Source organism: Vibrio sp. PNB23_22_6 (genome assembly GCF_052877535.1).
In genome coordinates, this window is record NZ_JBNFXP010000002.1 from 225,276 (window position 1) to 250,812 (window position 25,537).

Below are 25,537 nucleotides of genomic sequence, written 5' to 3' on the forward strand. Positions count from 1 at the left end.
ACTCCTAAAATGCTTCATTAATTTGGAAATAGAAACCCGTGCTGTCTTTACCCACGCCTAAATCAATACGCACATTAATACGAGCTTTAAACGCAAATCGGTAACCAACACCTACCGTCGGTAGCCAACGGCTTTCGAATAAGTCGTGATAGGTTGGTGCGATATTGCCGGCACCCACCCAGCCCACCACACCATGACGACCTGCAATGGTATGGCGAATTTCTACTTGTGTAGAAAGCTGATGTTTGTCGCGATATTGCCCTTGGTAATAACTACGCATACGTTGAGCATCACCCAGTTGGGCATAATCGAACCAAGGAGCATCACCGGAAATCGATTGTGAATATACCTCCATTGCGATAATCGTGGTGTCGGTCCATTGTTGGTAAACACGATAGTTCGCCACGAGATTGTCGTAGTCCTCATCACTGCCGAGCGAATCACGGTTCGCAATCCATTCAAGATCGAGAAACTGACCATGCATTGGGTTTGGTTCGAAATCGCGAGTATCGTATTCCATTCCAATCAAGACGCCACTGCTGGTGGCATCGGTGACTTCTGAAGGAAGTATATCGCCATCAACACCGTTTACTTTACTGAATGATTGCCATTGCCAACCGAGCTTGGCGTAGGTATTGGGTGCGATTTCTACCGCGATTTTTGGGTTCAACTGTATACGTTGACCATCATACTGCACTTTATTGTTATCGTTCTCTGCTGCTTGGCTGCCAATACCCCAGTAATAACCGGGTGTATGACTGATCCATGCTTCACCTAAAAGACGAACTTTGTCATCTTTTAAGTAAGTGCGGTTGTTTAACCCCAAGCCGTAAGAACCAGAGGTTGAACCGTAAGACGTTGCCGTGACAGTGGAATAAGGGTCGCCTTTTTGCCAATCGTAAGGGGTGTATAGACCCACCGCGGCAACGCCAATGCCAAAGCCTTGTTCTGGATTCACGAATGGACCGGGCAGCACGCCCCAGTCGATCAGCTTCGACTCGTCTACGGCTTCGCTTGAGCCAAGTTTGGTCAACAACTCATCCATCCAACCGCTATCTTGTTTTTCTGCGAATGTGTGAGGGGGGAAAAACAAGGCAGACAGAGCAATGTATTTTATCGCTTGCATAGTTTTTACACTCTAAAAGCGGCGGTCTAGAGAGAAAAAGATGCTTTGGCGTTCACCAAAACCCGCTTCACCCAAGAGATACCAATCATCATTGATTTGGTATTGCATGCCAGCGATGGTGTTCCATTCAGAAGTCAATTGTTGTTTAACTTCAAAACGACCTGGAAGTCCCTTGATTCCAGCTTGTTTCAGTGTGCCTGATAACTCTTGTTCCACATTTTGGTACATGGCACCGATCCAAAATCGCAAAGGTATGCCATGGTTATTGAAGTCATAACCAATTCGTGGAGACACGACAATAGCGTCAATTGCGCCATCGATGACATTCAAATTGGTTTGGGTATAACTTGCATCAACAAGTGCAAAAAGTTGTTTGTAACCGCCCGCGAGTACGAACCCTCCGCCATAGGTATAGCCATCCAGATCTAAGCGGAAAGGCGTTTCAAATAATGTATGATCAGAAACTTTTAGTTTAACGGTGGTTTCAGAATAACCGTCTAAAGTTCCGACTAGTCCATAAAGGTTTAAAAATGGAAATAGCCAAACGTCCGCACGAAGTGTCATCACATCTGTTGCTTGTTTTCCAACACCAGCTTCTAATGGAAGTTCATCAAGATCAATTGGCCCGAGCTGAACGCCTTTTAAAGCAATAGAGTCGACATTGATGCCTTGCTCCATGCTCATGTAGCTGAGATTTAGACCAAAAGGTTTTGGTAAGTTGTAGCCAAGCTCTTCTGCTTTTTCTTTCCAAATAGGCAGTGAAAAAGAATCAGCATTCGCGATTCCAGAGAGTAAGCAAGAGCAAGCAAAGATCAAAGATCGTAATTTCATAGTTAATTTCATCAAACGTGACGGATAAAAATACGCCGGAGATATTGGAATATCTTCGGTGTTTGCATCACGGAAAAAAAGATTACTTAGTCAGGAAGACAAAGCACCACAGCTTAAGTTAAGCGATTTTAGTTATTGATTGATAGGCTCTTAACATCGACGAGCGCATCTTACTCCTAAAATTGAAAAAGTAAACTTCAAAGTATACTTTTGATTGCTGTGCGCTATACTCTGAACCACTTACATGAGGTTGGTGAATCTAGAACGATGAAACTTTCAGAGAAAAAGCGCTTGGCGCTCATTGAAGCGGCTCAACAAGAATTTATTGAGTATGGCTTTACTTGCGCAAATATGGATAGAGTGTGTGGGCGTGCAGCGACATCAAAACGGACGTTATATCGCCATTTTGAAAGTAAAGATGTGTTATTCATTGAATCCATTCGAGCCGTTTTAGAGACTCAAAGAGCCAAATTACAATTACAGTATTCGCCAACGTTAGAGGTAGAAGCGCAACTCAGAGACTACCTACACGCTAAGCTGGACTCTATGTACGAAGATTTTGGTTTACCCTTGGCCAAAATGGTGATCGGTGAATTTATGCGTACGCCAGAACTGGCAGAAAATTATCTGCACCAACTGCAACGCCAAGACGAGTTGTTGGAGAATTGGTTTTCTGAGGCAATGGCCGATAACAAAGTTAAATCGCTCGATCCTGCGATGATGAGTAACATGTTGATGTGTTTATTAAAGGGCAACTTTCTGTGGCCGCAACTCATCGCAACCCAAGAAGTGCCAAGCATAGAGCAGCGCAAGAAAACCGTTGATGATATTCTTGCCCTGTTTCTCGAAGGATATCGCTGTTAACTTATCTTACGATTATTGGTTTTGAACACCATGGTTGAGCGTGGGCAACTGCTTATGATCCCAAGTCCAACGGTCATGTTCATGGTTGTGAATGCCACCGACCCGATAGAGTATCCGTATCGTTTTGACGAATCGCTTTTAAACGTTTCTTGGCGATAGATTTTTGCTGATTGAGATTAATCGAGAAGCTGTTTTGAGATTGCATTTTTCACCTTTCTTACCTCTTCCACACTCGCCAAATTAGACGTTATAAAAGAAGGTAAAAACAGATTGTTCCTGCTAACGAGGGCGGGGGAGTGTGATTGCCCCGAACCGAGTTCTTTCCGCGAGTGTTGAGTGCTCTGGGCGTGAGCTCCGTCAGAGTAGGTGACGATGATTTATCCTGTAATCCAAAATATGACAGGAGGCGTATAGTTGCATTTTATCTCACATAACTCCCTAGTAATTACAAGGGAGTTATGTGAGATAAAAGAAGGAAAGGTGGCCTAACTTGATTGACGTAGCTCTTGAGACGTTAAATGCGTTCCGACGCACTCTCCAATAAGGTTTGGTGTGGTTAAGCTTAGCGTTTCGCAAGCCCTTTACTGTTTAAATAGGGGAGAATGTGTGGCCGCGATTCTCCAGACAGTTTGGTGGTGACGTCTTGCGACCAAGTGCTTTGTTTTTGATTGGCAGAGCGATTTGCGTAGTATACTTGCATAGTTTGGTCATAATGTTGAATATCATCCATATTAAGTGGTTGATATTGATTTTCATGCATAACAACATGCGCTGGCAAACGTGGCTTAATTTCAGGGCTCTGATCCGGATACCCTAAACACATACCAAATAGCACAGCCGTGCCTTGAGGCAGCTCAAGTAGTTCATCCACTTTTTCGGCGCGATTTCTTAAACCGCCAATGTAGACACCGCCTAATCCCATTGACTCTGCGGCAAGCAAGCAATTTTGCGCCATAATGCCAGAATCGACAGCGCCAATAAGTGTTAATTCAGTATAGTCCGCTTGGACTGCAGGATTGATGCTGATGTGACGCTGATAGTCGATACAAAACACCAAAAACTCAGCCGCATCTTCAACATAGGCTTGATTTCCCGCGTATTGAGCAAGCAATTTACGTTTGGCTTGGTCGGTGACTCGGATGATAGACACGGCTTGTAACAGGCTGGAGGAAGAGGCGGCTAATCCGGCTTGGATAATCGCTTGTAGCTGTTCGTTCTCAACGGGTTGAGGCGTAAATTTTCGAATTGAGCGATGAGCCATAATGGTTCGAATGGTATTGTTCACGAGATAGCTTCCTTGTTTTTGTTATGTATGTTTTGTGTCTGAAGGTACAACATAATCATTTTTATCGTGACGGTAAACAATCAGAATAGTAAAGCGGGAGTAGAGAGCTAGACTTGCGCCTTTTCTTTGAAATGGCGATTCATCATGCGATGTGAATTCTTTGCTCAGCAACGTTGTGCTTCTTGTAAAAACAGCGACATCCCATACTCACTTCAAGTTGAGCAGAAAGACGCTCGGCTGAGGGCGATGTTTGCTCCATTTTCCCCAAAACAATGGTTAACACCCGTACTGAGTCACAAAACGCAGTTTCGCAATAAGGCAAAGATGGTTGCATTGGGGGCCGCGCATCAACCGACGCTAGGCATCGAAAACGTTCAGGATGGTTCGCCATTATCATTAGTGAACTGTCCTCTTTACCCAGATGAGACTCAGCAGCTGTTAAGCTATTTGCAAGACTGGATTCGCGTCGCAGGTATTCCGCCTTACAACAAAGTGAAAAAGAAAGGCGAATTGAAGTTTGTGTTGCTGACACGAGCGCAAAACAGCGGTGAATTTATGCTGCGATTTGTCATGCGCAGCGACACGGCTTTGGAGCGTGTGCGAGCGAATTTACCGCGTTTACAGCAAGCCTTTCCTAGCGTAACGGTTGTGACGGTGAACCTACAGCCGATCCATATGGCACGCCTTGAGGGTGAAGAAGAAATCTTTTTGACCGAGCAACAAAGCTTGCTTGAGCGATTTAATCATGTCCCTTTGGTGATTCGTCCCAAGAGCTTTTTCCAAACCAATCCACAGGTGGCTGAACAACTGTATGCGACAGCACAGCAGTGGGTGGCGGAGATCAAGCCCAAGACAATGTGGGATCTTTTCTGTGGTGTTGGTGGTTTTGGTTTACATTGTGCGTCGAAGCATACTGCGGTAACGGGAATCGAAATCGAATCAGAGGCGATCGCGAGTGCAAAGCGTTCAGCCGCAATGATGGGTATTGATAATCTTGATTTTGCCGCATTGGATTCAAGTCGTTTTTCTCAGTCACAAGATAAAATGCCAGAGTTGATCTTAGTTAATCCCCCTCGTAGAGGTTTAGGTGAGTCACTGGCCACGCAATTAGAGCAATCGGGTCCAAAATACGTGATTTATTCGAGCTGTAATCCAGAAACCATGGCTAAAGATTTATTGGCGATGTCGAGCTATCAGGTACTCCGTTGCCAGTGGTTTGATATGTTTCCCCACACCGATCATACTGAGGCCATGATGCTGTTAGAAAGACGTTAATTAATCACTTTGCGCTTGTGATGTGGGCGCAGGGTTAATAATTAGTCCGTAAGTGATGTAATAACTTGGGTATATACTGAGGGTTAGAATCAATAGCTTACAGAAGTGAATTGCATGAAAGATCTAATCCTGCATACCGTTACGGTGTTTATGGGCTTTTTTGCCATCATGAATCCGCTCGCCAATATTCCGATCTTTTTGAGCCTGACGGCAGATGAGGACAAAGAGACCGTGCATTCGATAGCGTTCCGCTCGGTGTTATTTGCTTTTGTCATCGTCACGGTGTTTGCCGTTGCCGGAAAGCTCATCTTTGACCTGTTTGGCATTACACTGTATGCGCTGCGTATAACAGGGGGAATCTTGGTCTTTGTCATCGGATTCCATATGCTTCAGGGCGATTCGACTCACCAAAAAACCAAAGAGAAGGCGTATTCACCAGCTCAGCAGCAAGCGGCATTGAGTATTGCTGTCTCTCCCCTGGCAATGCCGATATTAGCAGGGCCAGGTACGATTGCTACCGCGATGAACTTTGCGACATCAGGCGGGCTTGATCAAACCATCATAACTATCGTGTCATTCGCCGTGTTATGTGTGATCACCTATGTATTATTTTTATTTGGTGATCGTCTAGTCAAAGCGGTTGGTCCAAGTGCGCTAAATGTTATCACCAAAATGATGGGACTCATCCTTGCCGTGATCGGTACTCAAATGTTCATTGATGGTGCAGCAGAAGCGTATAAAACCGTCTTTTCATAATTCCATCGAGTTTAACCCACATTTGCTTTTGGGCTTGGACTTTGTGAATTTTATGAACCTAAGTTTTCATTTTAAGCGTCAGATAAACATAGACTTCATCTATCTCAATGATAAGAATAACCGATTGTTGCTATAGCACGAATTTCAGTAGTCTTTTAACGTATTTATTGGGGGGGACATATGGCAACAAGAGCAATCGTCGTCGAAGGTGGTGCAATGCGTGGCGTTTTTGCCAGCGGCGTGTTAGATGCATTTTTAGAACAGGACTACAAGCCATTTGATTTTGCGATTGGTGTGTCGGCTGGGGCATCAAACTTAATTGGTTATTTGACCGATTACCCGCACCGCAGCATTAATGTGATCACCAAACTTGCAACCAGCAAGCGCTTCTTCGATCCCACGCGCTTTCTAAAAGGTGGTGATCTAATCGATGTTAAATGGTTGTTTGAAGAATCCAATCGTTTGTACCCGGTCGATGAAGCAAAACTCTTTGATGGTATCCCTTTCTTAGCGGCGACTACTAACGTGGATACAGGCAAAGCAGATTACTACCGAGTGAATCGAGATAATTTTAATCACGCAATTGAGGCAACCACTGCGCTGCCGATTGCTTATAAACATACCCCATGTTTCTCTGGTGGTTGTTATACCGATGGCGGCGTCGCAGACTCTATTCCGGTGCGTGAAGCCCATCGCCGTGGCGCGCGAGACATCACGGTATTGCTTTCACACCCTTTAAATTATGAGAAGAAGCCAGTCAAAACCCCTTGGTTAATGAAAAAACTGTTCGCAGAACACCCAAAAATGGCAGAGGCCATGTTGAATCGCTCAGAGAATTACAATGAGTCACTAGCGTTCATTCGTAATCCGCCTGAAGGGACTCGAGTGCGTGTTATTGCTCCACCTGATGAGTTTCATGTTCAGCGCCTTTCTATGCGCCAGTCGGTATTATTAGAGGGTTATGAAATGGGGTTATTGGCAGGCCGTGAACATTTAATGCAACGCTCTTTTACGGGGCTTAGGTAGAGCAAACGGTCACATTGATATTATCGCAACACTTCATTCATGATTGCTTAATAGCCTCCCCGCATCATGCGGGAGGCTATTAATAAAGCTGAGGTATTGGTCTGTCATTGATGGATAAAATCGAGAGTGATTTGTGTAGTCAAGATATTGAAGAAATTCGATTGACCGTCGCGTCATTTAATCATGAAGGTGAAGATTTCTACCATAAAATGGGCTATAGAGTGGTCACCAAAGCCATGAGAAAACGAGTGAAAGATTAAGTTAATCTGAACTTAGAATGAGTGAGAGTTCGTATACAGAAGCGCCTCTTCATCATGAGTGAAGAGGCGTTTTTTACCCCTTATATCAGAGTCGCAGCGGTTTGTTTACCCATGGCGATTAGCTTATCCAGAATGCGTTCGCCGTCTGCTCGCAGTCCGTTATGTTCATATTCGTTAGTGATCCATGCTTTCGCATTTGGCATGATAGCCAGTGTTTCACGGCTGATGTCCATTTCTACAAACATATCGTCAGCGTAGACCGCACAGCTAACTGGCACTTTGTTTTGCGCCAGTTGCTCTGCATTGTAAAGTGGCGTCCAATCTTTTTTCGTTGCTAATAACTCTGCCGCGGCTTTAAGTGGTTTTAGGTTCGCGTATTGGTCGAACATCCATGGAAAAACCATTTCTCCGGTGAAGTAGAACGGTTTACCTGGCTCATAGTTGAACGCATCGTACGATTGGCGAACTCGATGGGCACTCCAGTTGGAAGCGAAATCCTGGCAGTAGATTGATTCATGTAAAATGGCATAAATTGGGTTGGTCTGGAAATTCTGTTGCGCCAACATGTCATTTAAGAACTCGTAGCGTAGCTGAGGCTTGCCATTGACTTCTATGAAGGCACTTTCCAACCAATAGTAGGTTGGTAGAAAGGTATCGCTAACACCAAAGTTAATGCCGATTTGTTGGAATTGCTCAACGGTAAAACGTTGGCCGTTCGGCAAAAACGCTTCGTTTTCTAGCAGATGATTGGCGATATTTTGGCAAAGTGCTTGTGCCTGTGGAAATTGCTGGAAGAAGGCTCGGTTTTTCTCCATTGTACGCTTAAATGTTGCTTGATAAACATCATCAGCATGACGAGAAACGGAAGGTACGCCTCCTGTAATGTAGCTTTGTAGCAAGCTATCTGGGAACATTGATAGGTACGTCAGAGTGCAGAAGCCACCAAAACTTTGTCCTAAAGTGGCCCACTTTTCGATGCCAAATTGGCGACGAACAAATTCAGCGTCTCTAATGATGTTATCTGCACGGAAGTGGCTTAGATACTCAGCTTGCTGCTCTGGATCTAAATGCGCCAAGGTTTGGTGGTTGATTACGCTGCTGTTACCTGTACCGCGTTGGTCTAAAAGCAGAACGCGATACTCTTGCAGTGCACGCTTGATCCAACCGCTGTTGCCATTTTGACGCGGAGAAGGAAAGCCAGGGCCGCCTTGTAAATACACTAACCATGGCTTGTCTGACTCTTCATCACCGACCAAAGATACGCTGCGTGCGAAGACGTTAAGCGTCCCTTTGCTAGCGTCTTGATAGTTGAGTGGAACGGTGAAGGTATGGGGAATGTAATGCAATCCTGCGTCGATAAATGCTTGAGCGTTCATTGTTATTGGTATTTCCTTATTGAGAACGGTTTGTGCGACTCGCTTTAGTATCATCACTTTACTTCGGTTTAGCGCTTTAACCAATGGCGACAGACTAATAATTCGATAGCCGTAGTGCAGTAGTGCGCGTCTCTCGCGACAGAAAGTGTTCCTTTGAAGTGGTGCTATGTGTGTAGTGGACTATGATCACATTACAGCTTATTGCTTTAGCAATGAAATCACACGCTTAAATGCATGGGCTGTGACAGAAACCCACAATATGTTCGGCAATAGAGGTGTGCGTTGCCGTTAGCTGTATCGCTGTGCTGATCATGGAGGAAGCCAGATGAAACGTTCTTTACCCCGATGGATATTAGTCGTCTACTTAATTAGCGCGCCAGTGTTGGCGGTGATCACGCCAGAGCCCCCGGAACTGCAAGCAAAAGGCTATGTATTAATGGATTATCAATCTGGCGCCATTATTGCCGAGCAAAATGCAAGAGCAGGATTAGCGCCTGCCAGTTTAACCAAATTGATGACGGCATATGTGATAGGGCAGGAGATCAAAGCTGGCCGTTTGAGTTGGGAAGATAAGGTGACAGTGAGTGAAAATGCATGGTCAGCAAAATTTCCTGACTCTTCCAAAATGTTTATTAAGCCCAAAGACGAAATCAGCGTCGGGAACTTGATGCGCGGTGTGATCATTCAGTCCGGAAATGATGCATGTGTGGCGCTCGCAGAACATGTCGCGGGCAGTGAGAGTGCATTTGTGTCTTTGATGAACGGTTGGGCTGAGAAGTTGGGTTTACAAGATACCTATTTTGTTAACTCTCATGGTTTAGATAGTGAGGGCATTCAAACTTCTCCAGCAGATATGGCAAGGCTAATGCAGTCAATTATCAAAGATGTACCAGACGTTTATGCTCTTTATAGTGAAAAAGTGTTTAAGTGGAATGACATCACTCAGTACAACCGCAATAAGTTGCTGTGGGATAACTCGATTGATGTAGATGGTGGGAAAACTGGTTACACCAGTAACGCCGGGTACAGTTTGGTCAGCTCGGCAAAAGAGGGGAAGATGCGATTGATATCTGTGGTGATGGGAACGCCAAGCAAGCGCTCGAGAATAAGCCAATCTAAGAATTTGTTGAGTTATGGTTTCCGTTTTTATGATACCAAGCAAATTGCGAAACAGGGCGAAGTTGAATCTAAAGTGAGGATTTGGAAAGGTGATGTCAGCGAAATCGACTTAAGTTTTGCTCAAGATGTATTCCTTACTCTTCCACGTACCATGCGAGCGAAGTTAGACAAAGTGGTCATTGTGAATGAGCCTTTGATTGCTCCAATCAAGAAGGGGGACGTCGTTGGTAAAGTGATATGGAAAAATGACGACGAAACGGTCGCAAGCTATCCGCTTGTCAGCAACCAAACTGTAGATGAGGGATCATGGATTGGTCAGCTTTGGGACAGCTTCATGCTTTGGGTTAAATCATTATTTAATTAAACAAAAATCCCATATACCCAATACCATCAAGGTGCGTGGGTATATGGAGTCGTCATACTAATTACTCAAAATGTTGCCAGTACTTTCGCCCGTTTCTGACGGCATTTTTCTTGTATGAAATTGCGGAACGAGCGAATGGTTGGCGTCAGCAAATGACGGTCAGCACACATCATGTAGAGTGGCACTGGACCGCAATCCCAGCCTAGTCATACGCGCACAAGTCTACCCTCAATTAAATCTTGGCTAATGTCCATTAATGATTTGTTGGTAATGCCCTTCCCCTTAATCGCTAAGCGATGTGATAAATCGCTGTTGTTGCTCAGTAGATTTCCTCTTACAACGACTTGTTCGGTTTCGCCATTTCGAGTTAGCGTCCATTTGTTGTAAGCCGAATCAGTGACTATGTAACACAGGCAGTTATGCTGATTGAGATCTTCTGGTTTTGTTAACAATGGATGGCGAGATACGTACTCAGGTGAGGCACATAAGGTTTGTTCGTTTGCACCACACCAAGCAAAATCACAAGGTTCACCATAACGAATCGCGATGTCTACCGGCTAGGTGTACATGTCGGTGAGGCTATCAGCAAGGTCAAGCTTAATAGAAACATTGGGGTAAACATTGATGAATTCATCTACCCAGCCGAGGAGCATATTTCGACCCAGTTCCGAGGGAGCGGTGATGTGCAGTTGGCCCGATAGCTCACCACGCGCACTGGCGATTTTATCTAGGCTCTCTTGCCGTGTAGCTAAGGCCTGCGTAGTTTTGTCGAGAAATAACTCACCTTCAGAGGTTAAACGCAGACTTCGTGTTGAGCGTACAAACAGTGGAACCCCAATCTGTCCTTCAAGGCGTTTAATTGAGGCGGAGATTGCCGCAGACGTCATATCTATGCTGTTAGCGGCTTTGGAAAAACTCCCTTGCCGGGCCGTTGCGACAAAAATATTTAGGTCATTGAGGGCTTTCGTAGCGGAGGGCCATTAAACTATTTGAGCGACTATAGGGGGGGGGATGAGTAGGCTAATACAAGCTTAAAATATTAGGTGGCAGGTAAACTTTGGGTTAGATTAGGCGATAATGCATAAGCGAAACTATTATCGGATCAACATTATGAGCCACCAACAGCCGAATAACCCTCTGCATGGGTTGAGTTTAGAAAAAATCCTTACCCGTTTAGTGGAGCACTTTGGGTGGAACGGAATGCATGAGCGCGTAAGTGTGAACTGTTTTAAGAAAGATCCGTCGATCAAATCATCTCTGAAATTTTTGCGTAAGACTCAGTGGGCGAGAGACAAAATCGAATCTTTGTATATTGAGACGTTTTGCTAAGCTCAACAACCATGAGAAGGTGGCAATAGGCCACCTTTTTTATTGGTTCGATTATTTTAAATGGTGCGTGCCGCCACTGCTTTCTAATTCAAGAATGGAGTCACGCACGTGTTTTGGTATCGCTGTTTTCACGTTGTTTTTGAAGTCAAACATCACACCAGTTGCGGTCGCGATCGTCGCAATTTTGCCCCACTTCTTGCTAAACACTTGGTATTCCATCGTGAGTCGGTCTTCTTGTATGTCAACGACACGAGAGCCAATAAGAAGCGTATCAGGGAAAGTCACAGGAAGTTTGTAGCGGCATTGTGTTTCACTCAGTACTGGGCCGACCTGTGTTGTTTTTAGATCAACCAATATATTGATTTTATTAAAGTAATCCAATCTTGCCGTTTCAAAGTAGCGGAAATAAACGGCATTGTTGACGTGTTGTAGGGCATCCATCTCGCCCCAAGCGACTTTTATCTCCGTAATGACTGGAAAGTCATTCAATAGCGTATCCATCTTTGTGTTCCCTTATCTCTACATGACTGCATTTTGCGAAGCGGCTTACTAATTTGAGTAAACATTCTAGATGGGGCTGTCTAGAATGTAATAAGTTTGTGCTAAAAGTGTGAAATTTAATGGTAAATCACATCGTGTAACCATATAACGTTTTATACAGCACTGCTTTAAATATGAACCACCAGAGGAGATGAGCAATGACAGAACTGAAAGGTTTTAACCTAGGCAAGGTAGAGAAGCGAGTCGATTGGACTGATGAACTGTTTAGCTTGCGGGTTTCTGGCGCCCCTTTGGTTTTTAAAGCAGGGCAATTTACTAAGCTCGCTTTACTCGATGAACGAGGAGAACCGATCAGCCGCGCGTATTCGGTAGTGAATGCACCCAGTGAGCAATTCGACTGGTTAGAGTTTCTTATCGTAGCTAATCCACAAGGGCGGTTAACCCCTAAGCTTCAGAAGCTCAAACCCGGTGACCGCATTTTCGTTGGTGAAGTGGCACATGGTGACTTGGTACACGATACGATTCCAAAGCACGCCAATGACTTATGGTTACTCTCTACAGGCACCGGCATTGGTCCTTTTCTTTCCCTCTTAGATGACATCAATTTGCTACCTCACAGTGATAATATCGTGTTGGTGCATGGGGTGAGATATGGAAAAGACCGGGTATATCAGTATTTAATTGAGCAACTTCAACAGCGTTATGAAGGACGTTTGAAATACGTTCCAATTGTCAGTCGAGAAAGTATTGAAGGAAAATTACAGGGGCGAATGCCGGAGCTTATTGCCTCTGGCGAGCTTTCGAATATGGCAGATGTCTCTTTCTCTCAGCAGAGCAGTTTTGTGATGATGTGTGGCAACCCAGAGATGATCAAAGATACCTCTCAGGTCTTGCAAACGCTAGGCTTAGATAAATATCGAACTCGTACCGGAGGAAATATCATTTATGAAAGATATTGGTGATCCTGTGTTATCTGCCACGCTAAGTTTAATGCTGATCGCATTTATGTGATTCAATCTTTCTCTTGCATCGTTACTACCCATTTGACGGTCGCAATTTATCAACGGCCAGTTACAATTTTCGTAACGAACCCATCATTAACTTACATTGCATTGAGGATCAAGGATGACCAAGAGCGCATTGTGGTCAGTTTACCTTGCTACATTAATGCCTTTCTCTGCGCAAGCCGCGGAGTGGGAGATAGAAGTAGGCGGATTTTTCTCGCGAACTGACACGAAACTTAACGCGTACGATCCCTATTTAGATAAGATTCGCTCGATTGACTTTGAATCGGATCTCGATCTAAAAGAAGTGGCGTTACTGCCCTATCTAGATCTCGAGTATTACTTTAACGACAAGCATAGTGTCTATTTTGATTGGCGTAGTTTACATAGGGAAGCAACCAGAACGGCGGTGACTAAGCCGTTCGAGTTCACCTCTGGCGGTGTAGCCTACGTCGTACAAGCGGGATCAAAACTAATCACAGAGTTAGATATCGATATCGCACGGATTGGCTATGGCTACCAGTTTTACACCAATGAGAAGTGGTCTTTAGATGTTTTAGCTGGCTTGCACGTGATGTGGCTGTCGCTAGGCTTTGATGGCAAGTTTGGTGTTAAAGTCGGTGATGAAGTTAAAATCCCGACGTTGCTCATTGATGAAAAGGTGATTAATGAAGTGACAGCGCCTTTACCTGATCTCGGGATTCGAGTTGAATATGCTTTGAGTGAAGAGTGGCTCTTGAGAAGTCATGCGCAGCTGTTTTATTTATCAATAGAGGATATTGAAGGTTACCTTGCTGAGGTCGATATTGGTGCAAAGTACTTTATCACTGATCAGTTTAGTGCCACGGGATCGTTTAATTATTATGAAGTTGGCGTGGATTACGACAGTAGCCGCTCTGATATTGACGTTACATTCCGCTTTTATGGGCCGATGTTGACTCTAGCGTACAAGTTCTGATCAACAAAGCCACACACATGCGTGGCTTCGATTTTCCTAAGAAAGGAATGAGTAAACACAGGATTATTGCTTGTTTACGTATTCTTTAAAACGCGCTTTGGTCTCGGCGTCCGCTTTTTGGTACCAAAAGTGAAGCATCTCTTCTGCGGTTGAGTCCGCTTTTACTGCTACAGCGGCTTGGTTCGCTTGTGTCGGAATCTTTGCCGGCTGAACCGCGCCTGCAACGGCGATTGCCGCTACGCCACCCGTACGATTGTAGTCTTCTACTTCACGAACGTAGTCACGGCCGATTTGCATGCCAGGTTTGATGAGTTTGTCTTGCTCAACAGCAATCGCGTTACCAGATGCATCAATCAGTTTCCAATCTAGGTCTTTGATTTTGCTTTCTGCTTCACGAAGGTCACGGTACTTAGGAAGTTGGAACGTAAGCGTTGCGTCAGTTGCGTTGAATCGAGTGATGATTGCGTCACTTTCAACGCTAACACGGTCATTACCTTGACTAAAGAATGGAGAGTAGCGGAAGACCACTTGATTTATGCCATCTGGTAAAGTGACCGTTTTTTCAGACGCAAAGAAGCCACCTGATACTTTTACTTTCTCTCCATTTGCCGCCAAAATTGAAACGTTATCAGGAACATTTATCGTCACGTCCGCAAAGGCCATACTACTCATTGCAAGAGCAAGCGCACAAGTTAAAGGCTTGATCAATTTCATTGTTTTTATCCTAAGCACAGTCATTAGTATTAGTGGCCATTGAGGTTGCATCGATAAGTGACTGATTGCAACTCTTGAATGTAAGAAGAATGAAAATTTAACAAGAATGTCATTTTAATCTTATTTGACCAGGCAAAACGGTAAACTAAATAGCGCAAACCGCTGGTTCACAGCGGTTTGTTGCAAGTTGCTTAACGATTAAATACCGGCACCGTGACCAGAATCAGCTTCTTCTGATGGTTTTTCTTTGGGTTTGCTCTGACCCTCTTGCTGTTGTGCTTTTTCAATGTCTAGCCACCAGACAAATAGTTCATACCAGATCGCGAGAATAACAGCGCCTAAGAACAATCCGACAATACCATAGATCAACATACCACCGATTGCACCGAGCAAAATCACGGGCATTGGCACGTCGACGCCACGTCCCATCAGCATAGGTTTGAACAGATTTTCGGACAGTGCCGCCACTACAACCCATACGGTGAACAGCGTTGCTGTGGTCGTGTCGTTGGTCATGTACATATAGCCAATGACAGGAAGGAGTGGCAGTAGTGCTGGGATCTGAGCAATACAAAGAATCATCAAGATCAACGTGAGTAGGCCAGCTGCTGGTACGTCGAAGAAGAAAAAACCTGCACCAATTAACAGTGCTTGAATTGCTGCCACTCCGACAACGCCGAGTAATACGCTTTTTATGGTGGCAGCGATAAGCGTGGTCCAACTTTTGGCATTCTCACCAGCGGTACGCACTGCGATGGTTTTTAGCCCAGAAGCAAGAGGCTCAGAATACGCCATAAAACCGGCAGCAATCGCAAGGGACAAAATAGAAAGTAACAAACTGCCCAGAGCGCTCCCTACCATGCCCAGAAGTGACGTTAAACCTGATTTGATCTGCGGCATAAACGTTTGGATGGCTTTTTCTAGGTTGGTGGCGAACAAGCTCCATACGTCATAAAGCTTGTCACCGATTAGCGGCCATTCCGCCACGGAAGGTTTCGGTCCCGGAATGTTAATTTCGCCATTTTGCAGCACGTCGAGTGTGTGAGTGGCGCCATCGACAATAGAACCCGACACCATCACCAAAGGAGTAACTAAAAGGGCGATACCGAGCAGCGCAATCGTGGTGGCAGCCAGTCCTCGCTTTCCGCCGTAGACACGTTCAAGTTTTTGGGTAATGGGCATCAATGCGACTGCGATGATAGCCCCCCAAATGACGGGTAAGATGAAGGGTTTAATAATGTCATAGGTAAACATCAGTAAGATCAATATCAAACCAATGCGTATTGCGGATTCCACCATGTTGCTGATGAAAACCTTACTTTCATTTTTTTCCGATTGTTTATCCATTTTTGCTTACCTGCTGTTCGATGTTGGAACTGACGAGACTTGAAACAACAATCGCCATATAAAATACGCCTACAATCGCCTCTAGATAGACGATGACTTGCGCTAGAGGTGTAGTAGGACTGATATCGCCATAACCAAGCGTGGTTAGAGTGACGAAACTAAAATATGCTGCGTTGGAGAAGTTCTGCCCCCAGGAGATGGCTTCCATTCCTGTAAAAGAGTTAGGGGAGAACTCAAGTAAAATGAGGTAGGCAATTGCCCACATCAAGCCAAGAAGCAAAAATAGAGCAACAGAACCAATCACTTTGTTGGTGTTGATGTGTCCTGTGAAGAGAATCTGCCTTGCGATGGATTTGAATGTGCCAAAGAAGAACGCAAAGGTGAGAGCGAGCATTATTACATCCATCTCTTTGATGCCTAAAAGCGCTTGTATGATGATGACAACTACCCAAGTGCCGAGCAAACTATAAAGAAAACGCGACCAGTTCTTATCGAAGCGCAAACTGGCCATACAGACAATGAAGGTTAAAATGGTAAATCCTTGAAGTAGATATTCCATCGTTCCTTCGCCGACAACTTGGACAAATGCACCGCCAATTAACAGCGCTATGAGCGCTAAGGTCAGGTAGAAGAAGTTGTTTTCTTCGTTGATATTTTTGAGTTTTTTGCCAATAGCCATGGTTATTCCTGTTCAATCCTTATTCTTGCTCTTGTGATGACTCTTTCATCACCATGATGGACGCAGAAAGCCCGAATCGAAGATCAATGTCTTCAGGAAGTTCTCGAAGTGAAATTCGCACGGGAATACGTTGTGCCAAACGAATCCATTGGAATACCGGGTTCACGTTTGGCAAAAGGTTGTATCCGACGGTGCCATCTTTGGGGGCGATCCCCCACCCAATAGACTCCACCGTGGCATCAATCGGGGTATCTGGATGTGACATTAGAGTGACGCGCGCGTCGTTACCAGGCTGAATTTGAGCGAGTTGATTCTCGCGAAAGAAACCAAATACCCAGAAGCTATTTTTATCTACAAGGGCGACGAGCGGTTGGTTTGCGACCGCTTGAGTGCCGTCACGAATGTCGAGATTGGAAATGAAACCATCTACGGATGCGTAGACCTTGGTGTAGTTTAGATTGAGACGCGCAGCCTTCAGTTTCTCCTTGGCCAATTCAATTTGTAATAACGATTCTTGATAAGCAATTTCACGGCGAATCAGATCTTTATGAGAAACCGCACCATGATCTTTGGCTCGAATGTCCTTCAAACGGTCGTACTCAATCTTTTTCCCGCGAGAGCTAACAATCGATTTTTCTAACGACACATTGGCTTGGGATAGGGCGACTTCATAGGTCGTTGGATCGATTTCGAACAGCAAATCCCCCTTTTGTACAGATTGGTTATCTTGTACCGCAACCTGAACGATAGGGCCAGAGACACGTGGCGCGACCTTGATGACATTAGCGCGCACTTGTCCATCTCGCGTCCACGGGTTATTAAAATACTCTTCGAATTTTTGATAGCCCAGCCATGCCGCGCCACCAAGAATGACCAAATTGAGTGCAATAACGAGTAGTTTTTTCATCTTGCTGGGCACCTAAAACTGTATATATAAATGGTCGATGGCCACCACGTACAACACCATGATGGCAATAAATGTCAGGGACGGAAACGCAATGAAGCGAGACAGACGTGTTTTGTTTAAAATGATCACCGTTATCCATGTTGCCGTGACCGCTAAAAATAGGGCCAATAACAAAGGAGAGAAATACACGTCACCCCAAGAGAGTTCATGTGGCATTATGGCTCCTCCCTATGTTGTTGGGCGCTATCCGTTTTCGCTTTGTCTGATGGTGTATTGAGAAGAAGCGGCGGAAGGAGGCGTTCTTCTTCGTCTAGCAAATCATCCCAATCGCTGCGGTCTTGCATTTGTTTCGCGATGGTTTCTGATAAGAAAGGTTTGCCAGTTTCTGTTTCCCAGCCACCACCTAGCGCTTTGTAAAGCGCGATCACTTGGTTAGCCACATTACCTTTGATGGTTGCGTAACTGTCTTCTGCTCGCGTCATGCTTTCTAAGGACTTAAGTAAGCGCTCAAAGGAGATTTGGCCGTTTTCATACAGCATCATGGAGATATTAAATGCGCGAATTGAGGCGTTTACCGATTGCAGGCGCAATGATTTTTGCTCGAGATACAAATCGTATGCTTCTAGCGCATTAGTCACTTCATTAACGGCTTGTAGGACTTTCTTGTTGTAGTTGGTGAGGGTTTCTTGAAAGCGTGCATCTTCAAAACGAATGTTATTTTTCACCCGGCCATATTGGAATATATTCCAACTGAAACTTGGGCCAACCACCATAGTCAGTGAGTCACTGAAGCTAAAGCTGTTTCCATCAGGGACCGTACTATCAATTCCAATGGACCCAAATAGCGAAAAGCTGGGATATAGTGCTGATTCAGCAACGCCAATTTTCGCACTTTGAGCGCGAGCTTGCATTTCAGATACTTGTAGATCTGGGCGGCGCATAACCAAATTGGCATTAACTTTGTTATCTAAATACGGCGGGCGAGGTACAATAGAGTAGGCATCATTATCGTATTGCGCAGGCTTTCTTCCTGATGATTTAAATTGTTTTTCGTATTCCGCCATGCGTTGGTTAAAATTATCCGACGTCAGTAACGCCTCGACCTCTTCTGGCAATACACCGAGTAATAATGCTAATGCGGTACGGGCTTGCTTCATGGCGATTTCCAAAGCCGGTTGTGCCGCCTTGGTGTTGTACAGCTGGTTTTTTGCTTGTTGAACGTCAAGTTCGGTGACGTTGCCGGAATCAAACTGTATTTGAGTAATACGGGTTACCCGCTCTTGAATCTCAATGTTGCGGCGAGAAAGTAGAATACGCTCTTGGTACGTACGATAGTTGATGTAATTTCTCGCCACTTCAGCCGTGATGGTTATCATGATGTCTTGGTAGGAAGCGATAGATGCATAGTAGCCTGCTTCAGCGGATTCAATCCCACGTGCATACTTTCCCCAAACGTCTATTTCCCACCCAGCATCGAACGAAAAAGCGGCATTGTTTACCCCTTGGTCGTTGATGTATGCCCGAGCTAAGTTGCCGGAAATTGTCTGCACCTGTGGGTATTGCAATCCGGTTGAAATGCCTAAAAGCGAACGAGCTTGTACGATACGTAGCCCGGCAGCTTCTAGGTCGAGGTTTTGTTGATTCGCTATCTCTACTAACTGATTGAGTGTCGGATCATTAAACTGTTGCCACCATTGTTGTAGCTCTCGCTCTGACGGTTGAGTGCTTTGAATGGAGGTTTCTAGTGACCAATTATTAGGCAGAGTGGGTTGTTTGGGGGGGACGTAATCCGGCCCCACCGTGGTACATGCACTGAGCCCAAGTAAAGTGAGTATCGCGAGGGTTGGTTTAGTTATTTCTGGCATCAAATCCTCACTGTTAGAACCGTTTTTGACGTAAGTTCACCCAATCAATGCCCTCATAGGTTTGTTTGCACTGTGTCATTGCTTCGAATACGTTCCGTTTTAGATTCAGTAAGATATAAAAACCGGCTATCTCTGAATAAGCGTAGTCAGATAAATCCAACTCACTAAAGAAATCTTCCAGTTTATTTTCAAAGGATTGGTAAGCTTCACTGTATTGTTCAAACACAGAATCGAGTTCAGTGGTTGTCTTGGGGCTCGCAAGCGCGTTTGCCATCAAAGGTAATATGGTATCTCGGTGTTGATTACGTAATTGTTTGATGAGTCGGTTACTTGTTAGCTTCTGTTCTGCCGCAACCAGAATGTTGATGTGGTTGCTCAATGCATCACACGATTTACTGAAAGCACCAATCGCTTCTGGTGGTGTTTTATTGAATAACTTGTGGTTTATTTTAGATCCCCACGCTTTGAGCTTTTTTGAAGACACATTGAGCGTTATCAGATGCAGTGCTCGTTTGCTTTCTTTATAGGTCGATTCAGATTGCTCGTGATAACAGATAAACAACTCCCTCACGTGCCGGAAATAGCGTTCCTTTAAGGTTAAGAATAGATGCTCTGGACGAGAGTTAAACGGGAAGTAGTGAGCGAAAATGATCATGAACACCACCATATAGAACAAGGTCATAATCGTCATTAAAATACCGAAGTGATAGGTCATGTTGTTATCGAGTCCGAGTACAAACAGACCAATCATATAGAAGATGGTGACGGGACCTTTAAATAGGTAGAAGCCGACAAAGGTGTAGAGGAAGATGAACACCCCTAATTCTGCTCCCAGCTCTAATCCCGGTAAAATGAAGACATACGAAGGCACCGCAAATAGGAAGCCAAACGTAAATAATATCAATAGCACCACTGGGTGAACGGGTACGAATGACAGCAGCGACATAAAAATGGTGGAGAAGGTGACAAATGAGTAGCCACCGGGAGGATTGAAATAGATCCAAATGAGACCGGCAATCCAATAGGTGGTCAATGTTTTGACCGCGGTTTTAAAGTTTTCCGCATCCCACCAAAGAAATTTGCTTTTTTGTATTGGTAGCGTTTGTTGGAACGAGATGTTGTTGGTGACAGAATCAATACAACTGATGCTTTCCGCTAATCGTGACAAGCTTTGGTGCATCAGCTTAATTAAATGGCCAAGTGTTAGGGCTGACCCTTTTTCTAGGTGCGACGCTCTTGCTAGTGCTTCTTCGTTGTAGTCGACGTTAAAGGCTTGTGTGCGATAAGCCGGTCCATCGTTGTCCCACATTTCTTGGCATCGTTTAAACAGAGCTTGAATTTCTTCGATGCCGTCATCGAAGTTATTGATAAAATGTCGATCTTGTTGATGGCTGAAATGGCGGTGTGCGGCAACGCTTAGTTCTTGAGTGATTTGTTTATTGAAATGAACGGCGAGTTGCCACTCTTTAATATAAGCCGAGACATCACTGCATTCAGCACTGACGGTTGCAAACCGCAATTCCAGTGCATTTTGTGCAGTGAACACTTGGTCTAGAAGCGCTTCGATGGTGGGCTTGGGTTCTTGATCTTTTTCGTTTTGATTCGGTTCTGAAGAGGCTGATTCTTTATCTCCGTCAACACTGTGCAGAATCGCTGAAAATAGGGCATGTTGAGCGTGGTTGAGTTGCTCCATCATCTGGCGTAGATTCTGTTCAGTCTTTGTTGGCCATAAGAAGGTTCCGACTAAGGTGTACATCACAACGCCAAATATCGTCATGTAGGCACGATCAACCCCGTAAAGGAACGCGCCTTCAGCGTCCCCGCCATTAGACATCATTAGTGTCATCACACCGGTCAGCATGAGCAACGTAGGGTCTTTCTGGTACGCATTGCGGAAATAGAAAATAAAGGAGACCACGACAGAAACGCTGAGCATGTACATCAGGCGCTCTTGGGCAAACATGCCTACTAACAGCAAACCGATGACAGCGCCGACTAAAGTCCCGATCACACGCAGTGTCCCTTTTGCCAGAGATTCTCTGCGACTGCCGGTACAAGCTATCAGCATCACGGTGGTGGCGGCAGTAGAGGCTTGCGGCCAACCCAGAGCAAACGGGATCAAATAAGCCAGAGTCAGGCTAAGCGCTACTTTTGTGGCGAATTTGCTTTTATCGTTCATCGTGTCAAAGTTAGCTCTGGGGTATGGTTGTAGTAGATGAATGTAAACAATCAATAATCAGGATTTCGTTCTGAAAAAATCATTGAGGCGGATATTGCGATTGAAAAGAGTTGGCTTGTAAGTCCTTTGCCCAAACCAAATCGAGTAAATGCGCCCAATTATTCACTCTATCCTCGTTACTTATGGCGTGGGGGATAAATGACAAAAACGCTAAACTAGAAAACCTCGTTACGGATTCAGTTTTACAGAAATTACCAATCTAAATTTCTCATCAATATAAGTCGCCAGTTTGTTCGGTATGGTTCACGTCCAAAGTGTTGTGAAAACAAGTGCCTAACAAAAGCATAGATGATGGGAGAGAAGTTGAGAGGAAAGTTTTATTTTTTATTGGTTTGCGGCCCTCTGTCATAACAAGCGCTGTTTATCACGGTGGCCATGTTGGACTTCAGCACATCATGCGACAAGTGATCTAACTAGGGCTTAGTAATAGGTTGTTTCAGCTTAGGTTATGGAATGAATTCAGTGCAGTTGAATGATTAATAAGCGCAACCTAAGGAGGCTATGTGAAGATTGAAGTCGACAATTTAGAAAGATCAGAAGTTATCGCGCTGCTAGAAGAACATTTGCAAGATATGTATGCCACCTCGCCACCAGAAAGTGTGCACGCGTTAGATTTGGACAAACTCAAAACGGCAGAAGTCACGTTTTGGACCGGATGGAAAGATGAAGAGTTACTTGGTTGTGTGGCGATTAAAAAGCTGGACGAACAACATGCTGAACTTAAATCCATGCGTACCACGCCTGCGGCGAGAAACCAAGGCGTGGGGTCCCAGTTGCTGATTCACGTTATCGAGCAAGCAAAGCTAAAAGGAGTAACACGCCTGAGTTTAGAAACCGGTTCGATGGCATTTTTCAGGCCAGCTCGTACCTTGTATGAAAAACATGGCTTTATTTACTGTGAGCCGTTTGCGGATTATGAATTCGACCCCAATAGCCAATTTATGACGTTAGAGTTGAGCTAAGGTAGTACTGATGTATGTAATGCACCATTTGTGATGCTGAAAAAAAGCCAAACAGCAATGTTTGACTTTCTAATTCAATCAATTAAATCACTCTCGAGAGCACGTTATCAGAGCTTTTTTCTGTAAGAATGACTAAAAAACTATCGGCGACGATGAAAACGGGCGCGTTCAGCACGCTGCTTTGACGCACGTTCTTTATGTGCTGAAGCCGCCTTGGCCTGCGAAGCTAAAATCGATTCTACCGTTAGTTCCATTGGCTCACGTGGCTCTAAACCATGTGGGAAAGTACGAGCACGCGGTGGAAGGTTGTATTCATACTCTGATGCTTTAGGCATGCGTTTAAAGCGGTATAGATAAAAGTTCTCTACACGCTCGCGAGCCCACTCAGTTTTCTTCAGATATTTGACGCTACTAGTAATACTTGGGTTGGTATTGAAACAGTTCATACGCATTGCTGTATCAAGAATTTCCCAGCCATAATGGTCAACCAGTTGCTTCAACATATCTTCTAATTTAAGACCGTGCAGTGGGTTATTCTGCTGTAATTCGATACGTTCTTCTTCAGTCATAAACTCATGGTTCATGAGCAGCTCCTCAGTTTTATCAGTGGTGCTCTTCGGCTTACCACCATACCTTTCTAAGGTATAGATTAATTCATTACGGCGAATAGCCAGCATCTATTTTATGCAATTCGACGTTTAATTCCCGTCTGGTTATTCGCTGTTCTTTGGCGTCGTTGCGTTTCATTACGCAGCGTTAAGCACCTTTTGCTGATGGGCCATGTACTCATCGAACGTACCTTGGAAGCTCACCAATTTTTTATCTTTCACATCAATAACCGAAGTGGCAAGTGATGAGACAAACTCGCGGTCATGGCTGACAAAGATCAACGTGCCTGTATAAGTTTTTAATGCACTGTTTAGTGCTTCGATTGCTTCCATATCCATGTGGTTGGTTGGCTCATCCATTACCAGTACATTGATATCCTGCATCATCAGCTTACCAAATAGTAAGCGGTTCTTCTCACCACCAGAGCAGTTTCTGGCTTTTTTATTGGCATCATCTGCGGTGAACAATAAGCGACCTAAAATACCACGCACCATTAAATCATTGTGCTTTACCGTTCGCCATTGGGAGATCCACTCAAAAATCGTCAGGTCATTATCAAAGTCTGCGCTGCTATCTTGCGGGCAGTAGCCAATTGATGCGTTTTCAGACCATTTCACCACGCCTTGGGTTTGCTCTAATTCGTTGACGAGGCAGCGTAGTAAGGTCGTTTTACCGACACCGTTTTCACCGATAATCGCCAGGCGCGTACCTGCTTCCAGCAGTAAATTACCTTTTTCAAACAGCAGTTCGTCGCCAAAGGCATGACCAAGATCTTGCAGCTCAAGCGCTAAGCGATGCAGTTTTTTACCTTCACCAAAATCAATGGATGGGCTGACTCGACTGCTTGATTTCACTTCGTCCAGTTGGATTTTATCCATTCTTTTTGCTCGAGAACTGGCTTGCTTTGCTTTTGAAGCGTTTGCGCCAAATCGGTTTACGAACTCTTGCAGTTCATTAATTTCTGCTGTTTTCTTTGCGTTAGAAGCAAGGAGTTGTTCACGACGTAAGCCTGACGCTTCAAGGAAGTACTCATAGTTTCCTGGATAAATGCGCAGCTCGCCGTAATCGATATCCGCCATGTGAGTACATACCGAGTTTAGGAAGTGGCGATCGTGTGAGATGATGATCATCGTGCACTTTCGCTGGTTTAACTCTTCTGCCAACCAGTTGATGGTATGAATGTCCAAGTTGTTGGTTGGTTCGTCAAGTAGCAAAATGTCTGGGTTTGCAAACAGTGCCTGTGCCAATAACACACGCAGTTTCCAACCAGGTGCAACTTGCTGCATCAGGCCAAAATGCAACTCTTCTTCAATACCCGCTTGCAGCAAAATATCACCGGCGCGGCTCTCTGCGGTGTAGCCATCCATTTCGGCAAATTCGCTTTCAAGCTCTGCCACTTTCATGCCGTCTTCTTCGCTCATCTCTGGTAATGAATAGATGCGGTCACGCTCCTGCTTTACTTCCCATAGTTTACGATCTCCCATGATCACGGCGTCAATCACACTGTACTGTTCAAAGGCAAACTGATCTTGGCTCAATACGCCGAGCTTTAATCCCGGGGTAATAGAAACGTTACCTGAACTTGGTGTTAATGCTCCGCTTAGGATTTTCATGAATGTTGATTTACCACAGCCATTCGCGCCGATAAGGCCGTAGCGATTGCCGTTACCGAACTTGGCTGAAATATTTTCAAACAGTGGCTCAGCGCCAAATTGCATGGTGATGTTATTTGTACTTATCATAGCAGTGCCCTCGAAGTAAATTTCTTTTAATAACAAGATCTTAATTCACTTTCGAGATACTGTTAAAAAAGGTCATATTGAATGTGGCCGCCATTCTAGCTCATTCATTCATAAGGTGATATAGCTCACGTTAATATCGCAGGGATTTTTACAACAAAAAGGGAGGAAATGGTTGAGCTTTATAGGCGCTAGGCGGCAAAAATAGCCCTTTATCTACGAAGATTCAGCCAAAGCGTTCAATCTATACATTGGTGGTGAAATATCGTTCAATGCTGCAAGCTTGCTTCCTATCAAATGGTGAGTGAACATGTCTCTAAGACGAGTTAACACAAGAATTGTAGGCATCGCTATGTTTTAACTGTGGCACAAGTGAATCATGCCTCGCTGCCCTGCGATGAC

Annotated in this window: 22 protein-coding genes and 3 pseudogenes; 10 read left to right on the top strand and 15 right to left on the bottom strand. The window is 44.7% G+C overall.

Annotation, left to right across the window (positions count from 1 at the left end):
- Positions 1 to 4: 4 nt before the first annotated feature.
- Positions 5 to 1,126 (bottom strand): BamA/TamA family outer membrane protein, encoded by a 1,122-nt coding sequence (locus ACVA54_RS02735; protein WP_446619105.1) that lies wholly within the window; start codon positions 1,124 to 1,126, stop codon positions 5 to 7.
- A gap of 12 nt (positions 1,127 to 1,138) precedes the next feature.
- Positions 1,139 to 1,957: a hypothetical protein gene (locus ACVA54_RS02740; protein ID WP_099079607.1), complete on the bottom strand. Its 819-nt coding sequence runs from the start codon at positions 1,955 to 1,957 to the stop codon at positions 1,139 to 1,141.
- 267 nt (positions 1,958 to 2,224) lie between these two features.
- On the opposite strand from ACVA54_RS02740, the gene ACVA54_RS02745 reads away from it, so the two are divergent.
- Positions 2,225 to 2,821 carry a TetR/AcrR family transcriptional regulator gene (locus ACVA54_RS02745; RefSeq protein WP_119464117.1) on the top strand — a complete coding sequence of 199 codons (597 nt, stop codon included), beginning with the start codon at positions 2,225 to 2,227 and terminating at the stop codon, positions 2,819 to 2,821.
- A gap of 562 nt (positions 2,822 to 3,383) precedes the next feature.
- On the opposite strand, the gene nfsA is transcribed toward ACVA54_RS02745, so the two are convergent.
- On the bottom strand, positions 3,384 to 4,106 hold the full coding sequence (nfsA, locus tag ACVA54_RS02750; protein ID WP_446579224.1) for an oxygen-insensitive NADPH nitroreductase: 723 nt from the start codon (positions 4,104 to 4,106) through the stop codon (positions 3,384 to 3,386).
- Positions 4,107 to 4,250: 144 nt separating this feature from the next.
- Here nfsA and rlmC point away from each other — a divergent pair, with 144 nt between their 5' ends.
- The 4 genes and pseudogenes from rlmC to ACVA54_RS02770 all read left to right on the top strand — a co-directional run.
- Complete coding sequence (gene rlmC, locus ACVA54_RS02755; RefSeq protein WP_446644579.1) at positions 4,251 to 5,381, top strand: 23S rRNA (uracil(747)-C(5))-methyltransferase RlmC; 1,131 nt, start codon at positions 4,251 to 4,253, stop codon at positions 5,379 to 5,381.
- Positions 5,382 to 5,495: 114 nt separating this feature from the next.
- Positions 5,496 to 6,137, top strand: coding sequence for a MarC family protein (locus ACVA54_RS02760; protein WP_119464115.1), 642 nt, complete (start codon positions 5,496 to 5,498; stop codon positions 6,135 to 6,137).
- Between the two features lie 180 nt (positions 6,138 to 6,317).
- A pseudogene (locus ACVA54_RS02765) lies at positions 6,318 to 7,206 on the top strand (patatin-like phospholipase family protein).
- 49 nt (positions 7,207 to 7,255) lie between these two features.
- A pseudogene (locus ACVA54_RS02770) lies at positions 7,256 to 7,423 on the top strand (GNAT family N-acetyltransferase); the annotation flags it as partial.
- An 80-nt stretch (positions 7,424 to 7,503) separates the two neighbouring features.
- Here ACVA54_RS02770 and ACVA54_RS02775 read toward each other — a convergent pair.
- Positions 7,504 to 8,799 carry an alpha/beta fold hydrolase gene (locus ACVA54_RS02775; RefSeq protein WP_099079629.1) on the bottom strand — a complete coding sequence of 432 codons (1,296 nt, stop codon included), beginning with the start codon at positions 8,797 to 8,799 and terminating at the stop codon, positions 7,504 to 7,506.
- Between the two features lie 325 nt (positions 8,800 to 9,124).
- Between ACVA54_RS02775 and ACVA54_RS02780 the strand changes: the two genes are divergently transcribed.
- A complete protein-coding gene (locus ACVA54_RS02780; RefSeq protein ID WP_099079630.1) occupies positions 9,125 to 10,282 on the top strand; it encodes a D-alanyl-D-alanine carboxypeptidase family protein in 1,158 nt (385 codons plus the stop codon).
- A gap of 65 nt (positions 10,283 to 10,347) precedes the next feature.
- Here ACVA54_RS02780 and ACVA54_RS02785 read toward each other — a convergent pair.
- Positions 10,348 to 11,263, bottom strand: a pseudogene (locus tag ACVA54_RS02785) (LysR substrate-binding domain-containing protein).
- Positions 11,264 to 11,392: 129 nt separating this feature from the next.
- Here ACVA54_RS02785 and ACVA54_RS02790 point away from each other — a divergent pair.
- On the top strand, positions 11,393 to 11,611 hold the full coding sequence (locus tag ACVA54_RS02790; protein WP_099079631.1) for a VF530 family protein: 219 nt from the start codon (positions 11,393 to 11,395) through the stop codon (positions 11,609 to 11,611).
- Between the two features lie 51 nt (positions 11,612 to 11,662).
- On the opposite strand, the gene ACVA54_RS02795 is transcribed toward ACVA54_RS02790, so the two are convergent.
- Positions 11,663 to 12,112 (bottom strand): acyl-CoA thioesterase, encoded by a 450-nt coding sequence (locus ACVA54_RS02795; RefSeq protein WP_119464113.1) that lies wholly within the window; start codon positions 12,110 to 12,112, stop codon positions 11,663 to 11,665.
- Between the two features lie 197 nt (positions 12,113 to 12,309).
- Between ACVA54_RS02795 and ACVA54_RS02800 the strand changes: the two genes are divergently transcribed.
- Positions 12,310 to 13,074 (top strand): ferredoxin--NADP reductase, encoded by a 765-nt coding sequence (locus ACVA54_RS02800; protein WP_099079633.1) that lies wholly within the window; start codon positions 12,310 to 12,312, stop codon positions 13,072 to 13,074.
- A 163-nt stretch (positions 13,075 to 13,237) separates the two neighbouring features.
- Positions 13,238 to 14,074 (top strand): DUF481 domain-containing protein, encoded by an 837-nt coding sequence (locus ACVA54_RS02805; protein ID WP_446643582.1) that lies wholly within the window; start codon positions 13,238 to 13,240, stop codon positions 14,072 to 14,074.
- A gap of 63 nt (positions 14,075 to 14,137) precedes the next feature.
- Here ACVA54_RS02805 and ACVA54_RS02810 read toward each other — a convergent pair whose 3' ends face one another.
- The 7 genes from ACVA54_RS02810 to ACVA54_RS02840 form a co-directional block, all read right to left on the bottom strand.
- A complete protein-coding gene (locus ACVA54_RS02810) occupies positions 14,138 to 14,788 on the bottom strand; it encodes a DUF2057 domain-containing protein (RefSeq protein ID WP_119464111.1) in 651 nt (216 codons plus the stop codon).
- 198 nt (positions 14,789 to 14,986) lie between these two features.
- A complete protein-coding gene (locus ACVA54_RS02815) occupies positions 14,987 to 16,135 on the bottom strand; it encodes an AI-2E family transporter (protein WP_099079636.1) in 1,149 nt (382 codons plus the stop codon).
- A complete protein-coding gene (locus ACVA54_RS02820) occupies positions 16,128 to 16,814 on the bottom strand; it encodes a potassium channel family protein (protein ID WP_119464110.1) in 687 nt (228 codons plus the stop codon). The genes ACVA54_RS02815 and ACVA54_RS02820 overlap by 8 nt, the downstream gene beginning before the upstream one ends.
- Before the next feature lie 19 nt (positions 16,815 to 16,833).
- Positions 16,834 to 17,721: an HlyD family secretion protein gene (locus tag ACVA54_RS02825; protein ID WP_446641699.1), complete on the bottom strand. Its 888-nt coding sequence runs from the start codon at positions 17,719 to 17,721 to the stop codon at positions 16,834 to 16,836.
- Between the two features lie 12 nt (positions 17,722 to 17,733).
- Positions 17,734 to 17,937, bottom strand: coding sequence for a DUF1656 domain-containing protein (locus ACVA54_RS02830; protein ID WP_119464108.1), 204 nt, complete (start codon positions 17,935 to 17,937; stop codon positions 17,734 to 17,736).
- On the bottom strand, positions 17,937 to 19,586 hold the full coding sequence (locus ACVA54_RS02835) for a TolC family protein (protein ID WP_446641698.1): 1,650 nt from the start codon (positions 19,584 to 19,586) through the stop codon (positions 17,937 to 17,939). The genes ACVA54_RS02830 and ACVA54_RS02835 overlap by 1 nt, the downstream gene beginning before the upstream one ends.
- Positions 19,587 to 19,599: 13 nt before the next feature.
- Positions 19,600 to 21,765, bottom strand: a complete 2,166-nt coding sequence (locus ACVA54_RS02840; protein ID WP_446649386.1) for an FUSC family protein — start codon at positions 21,763 to 21,765, stop codon at positions 19,600 to 19,602.
- Positions 21,766 to 22,328: 563 nt separating this feature from the next.
- Here ACVA54_RS02840 and ACVA54_RS02845 point away from each other — a divergent pair.
- A complete protein-coding gene (locus ACVA54_RS02845) occupies positions 22,329 to 22,787 on the top strand; it encodes a GNAT family N-acetyltransferase (protein ID WP_099079642.1) in 459 nt (152 codons plus the stop codon).
- 140 nt (positions 22,788 to 22,927) lie between these two features.
- On the opposite strand, the gene ACVA54_RS02850 is transcribed toward ACVA54_RS02845, so the two are convergent.
- Complete coding sequence (locus ACVA54_RS02850; RefSeq protein ID WP_119464197.1) at positions 22,928 to 23,356, bottom strand: VF530 family protein; 429 nt, start codon at positions 23,354 to 23,356, stop codon at positions 22,928 to 22,930.
- Between the two features lie 177 nt (positions 23,357 to 23,533).
- Positions 23,534 to 25,138, bottom strand: a complete 1,605-nt coding sequence (locus ACVA54_RS02855; RefSeq protein WP_119464105.1) for an ABC-F family ATPase — start codon at positions 25,136 to 25,138, stop codon at positions 23,534 to 23,536.
- Positions 25,139 to 25,537 lie beyond the last annotated feature (399 nt).

Bases quoted from the DNA above. Each gene is read 5' to 3' on its own strand.
- ACVA54_RS02855 (WP_119464105.1), bottom strand. From the start codon at position 25,138: ATGATAAGTACAAATAACATCACCATGCAATTTGGCGCTGAGCCACTG.
- ACVA54_RS02760 (WP_119464115.1), top strand. From the start codon at position 5,496: ATGAAAGATCTAATCCTGCATACCGTTACGGTGTTTATGGGCTTTTTT.
- ACVA54_RS02835 (WP_446641698.1), bottom strand. From the start codon at position 19,586: ATGCCAGAAATAACTAAACCAACCCTCGCGATACTCACTTTACTTGGG.
- ACVA54_RS02795 (WP_119464113.1), bottom strand. From the start codon at position 12,112: ATGGATACGCTATTGAATGACTTTCCAGTCATTACGGAGATAAAAGTC.
- ACVA54_RS02800 (WP_099079633.1), top strand. From the start codon at position 12,310: ATGACAGAACTGAAAGGTTTTAACCTAGGCAAGGTAGAGAAGCGAGTC.
- ACVA54_RS02830 (WP_119464108.1), bottom strand. From the start codon at position 17,937: ATGCCACATGAACTCTCTTGGGGTGACGTGTATTTCTCTCCTTTGTTA.
- ACVA54_RS02810 (WP_119464111.1), bottom strand. From the start codon at position 14,788: ATGAAATTGATCAAGCCTTTAACTTGTGCGCTTGCTCTTGCAATGAGT.
- rlmC (WP_446644579.1), top strand. From the start codon at position 4,251: ATGCGATGTGAATTCTTTGCTCAGCAACGTTGTGCTTCTTGTAAAAAC.
- ACVA54_RS02790 (WP_099079631.1), top strand. From the start codon at position 11,393: ATGAGCCACCAACAGCCGAATAACCCTCTGCATGGGTTGAGTTTAGAA.
- ACVA54_RS02740 (WP_099079607.1), bottom strand. From the start codon at position 1,957: ATGAAATTACGATCTTTGATCTTTGCTTGCTCTTGCTTACTCTCTGGA.
- ACVA54_RS02735 (WP_446619105.1), bottom strand. From the start codon at position 1,126: ATGCAAGCGATAAAATACATTGCTCTGTCTGCCTTGTTTTTCCCCCCT.
- ACVA54_RS02745 (WP_119464117.1), top strand. From the start codon at position 2,225: ATGAAACTTTCAGAGAAAAAGCGCTTGGCGCTCATTGAAGCGGCTCAA.
- ACVA54_RS02780 (WP_099079630.1), top strand. From the start codon at position 9,125: ATGAAACGTTCTTTACCCCGATGGATATTAGTCGTCTACTTAATTAGC.
- ACVA54_RS02825 (WP_446641699.1), bottom strand. From the start codon at position 17,721: ATGAAAAAACTACTCGTTATTGCACTCAATTTGGTCATTCTTGGTGGC.
- ACVA54_RS02820 (WP_119464110.1), bottom strand. From the start codon at position 16,814: ATGGCTATTGGCAAAAAACTCAAAAATATCAACGAAGAAAACAACTTC.
- ACVA54_RS02850 (WP_119464197.1), bottom strand. From the start codon at position 23,356: ATGACTGAAGAAGAACGTATCGAATTACAGCAGAATAACCCACTGCAC.
- ACVA54_RS02775 (WP_099079629.1), bottom strand. From the start codon at position 8,799: ATGAACGCTCAAGCATTTATCGACGCAGGATTGCATTACATTCCCCAT.
- ACVA54_RS02805 (WP_446643582.1), top strand. From the start codon at position 13,238: ATGACCAAGAGCGCATTGTGGTCAGTTTACCTTGCTACATTAATGCCT.
- ACVA54_RS02815 (WP_099079636.1), bottom strand. From the start codon at position 16,135: ATGGATAAACAATCGGAAAAAAATGAAAGTAAGGTTTTCATCAGCAAC.
- ACVA54_RS02840 (WP_446649386.1), bottom strand. From the start codon at position 21,765: ATGAACGATAAAAGCAAATTCGCCACAAAAGTAGCGCTTAGCCTGACT.